The organism is Mycobacterium sp. (assembly GCF_049278535.1).
GTDB lineage: Bacteria > Actinomycetota > Actinomycetes > Mycobacteriales > Mycobacteriaceae > Mycobacterium.
Genome location: NZ_JBAPMI010000047.1, coordinates 1 through 2,042 on the forward strand (window position 1 = coordinate 1; position 2,042 = coordinate 2,042).

The 2,042-nt window shown below is 66.8% G+C and carries 3 protein-coding genes; 2 read left to right on the forward strand and 1 reads right to left on the reverse strand.

Translation table 11 applies throughout. The annotated features are described in order from the left end of the window. A partial coding sequence (locus WAO18_RS02800; RefSeq protein ID WP_422203706.1) for a glycosyltransferase occupies positions 1–672 on the reverse strand: 672 nt, incomplete at its 3' end. Between the two features lie 39 nt (positions 673–711). Between WAO18_RS02800 and WAO18_RS02805 the strand changes: the two genes are divergently transcribed. Together WAO18_RS02805 and WAO18_RS02810 are read left to right on the forward strand one after the other, a co-directional pair. Next, a complete protein-coding gene (locus WAO18_RS02805; protein ID WP_422203707.1) occupies positions 712–1,479 on the forward strand; it encodes a class I SAM-dependent methyltransferase in 768 nt (255 codons plus the stop codon). 45 nt (positions 1,480–1,524) lie between these two features. Further along, on the forward strand, positions 1,525–2,042 hold a 518-nt coding region (locus WAO18_RS02810), incomplete at its 3' end, for an aldehyde dehydrogenase family protein (RefSeq protein ID WP_422203708.1).

The following is a 2,042-nucleotide window of genomic DNA, read 5'->3' on the forward strand; positions in this document are numbered from 1 at the left end:
CAGCTCGGCCGTGGCGGTCAGTGCGTCTTCAATCTGCTTATGCGGCACCAGCCGTGAGAGCACCAGCACCCGTGGTGTGACCGAGCGCGGACCATCCACTGATGCCACGGGCGCTTCATCGAGCCCGTTGCGCACCAACGCAATTCGCTCACCATCGACATCGAGGCCAACCAGGTCGCGAGCCGACGGCAAGGACACCGTCACGTACTGGTTGTGCCGATGCAGCCTGGGCGACAACCACGATTCGACGAACCAGCCGAGCCTGCCGAAGAACCAGCCGGCCACCGGCCACTGCTCGCGATGACAGTGGTGCACCAGCACTGCGACCCGTCGGCCGTAGATCAGCCGGGCCATGAACGGCAAGCCGTTCTGGGTGTCGACGACCACATCCGGCCGTACCCGTCGCAATGGTCCAAGGCCCAATCTCGCGGCCGCCATCGCCAGCAGCGCCCACACGTAGACCGAGTAGCGCCCGCCCGCGCGGTTGATCCGCACACCGTCGATGACTTCTCGTCGCGCCGCTCCGGGATAGCGCGCGGTGCGCAGCGTGACCTCCACACCGGACGCGGCCAGCTGGGCGCCGATGCGCTGCAGGTAGGTTTCGCTGCCACCGCCCTGCGGGTGTCCGGTATCGCGCCAGCACAAAAGCAGCACCGAGCGCACACCGGACATTCGGTCAGCCTAGCGATGCCCGGGCTCTAGGGTTGGCCGGTGGCGGTGACTGACCTGTTCGCGCGGCGGGCGACCTTGCGCCGCTCGGCGCGGCTGCTGTCGAGCTTTCGCTACGAGCAGCCTGCCCCGGCCAAGTTCTACGGCCCGTTGGCGGTCGACACCGCGAACATGATCAGCGACCTATGGCAGGGCATCCACGGCGAGCGGCCGGTGGGTCGCAGCCTGCTCGACGTCGGTGGCGGGCCCGGATACTTTGCGACGGCGTTCGCCGATGCCGGCCTCCGGTATATCGGCGTGGAGCCGGACCCGAATGAAATGCACGCTGCGGGACCGATTTTGGCGCGTGGCTCCGGAGCCCTGGTCCGTGCGTCGGGCATGGCGCTGCCCTTCGCCGATAACAGCGTGGACATCTGCCTGTCCTCCAACGTCGCCGAGCACGTGCCGCGACCCTGGCAACTCGGTGGCGAGATGCTTCGGGTCACCAGGCCCGGCGGCCTGGTCGTGCTTTCCTACACGGTCTGGCTCGGCCCGTTCGGCGGTCACGAGATGGGCTTCAGTCATTACCTTGGCGGCGCCCGCGCCGCCGGACGGTACGCCCGCAAACACGGCCACCCGGCCAAAAACAACTACGGGTCGTCGTTGTTCGCGGTGTCCGCTGCGGACGGCCTGGACTGGGCCGCCAGCACAGGGACGCTGATCTCGGCGTTCCCGCGCTACCACCCGAAATGGGCCTGGTGGTTGACCGCAGTACCGGTGCTGCGTGAGTTCCTCGTGAGCAATCTTGTGCTGGTGCTCCGGCCGCAGTAATGAAACGTGTTCTCGTTTCGCTCCGGCTTGGGTAGGGTGGCGGCCATGAGCCACGTCACAACGGAGCAAGCTACAACGGAGTACGACAAGCTTTTCATCGGCGGCAAGTGGACGGAGCCGTCGACATCTGAAGTCATCGAGGTGCACTGCCCGGCCACCGGCGAGTACGTCGGCAAGGTGCCGTTGGCAGCAGCAGCCGACGTTGACGCAGCGGTCGCCGCGGCACGCGCGGCATTCGACAACGGACCGTGGCCGTCGACGCCACCCAAGGAGCGCGCGGCGGTCATCGCCGGCGCGCTCAAACTGATGGAGGAGCGCAAAGACCTGTTCGTCAAGCTGCTCGGCGACGAAACCGGCCAGCCGCCGATGTCCGTCGAGACCATGCAGTGGATGAGCGGAATTGCATGCCTGAACTTCTTCGCCGGGCCCGCTGTCGATCAGGTCAAGTGGCAGGAAGTCCGCAACGGCGGCTACGGGCAGACCATCGTCCATCGTGAACCGCTCGGCGTGGTGGGCGCGATCGTGGCCTGGAACGTGCCGCTGTTCCTGGCGATCAACAAGCT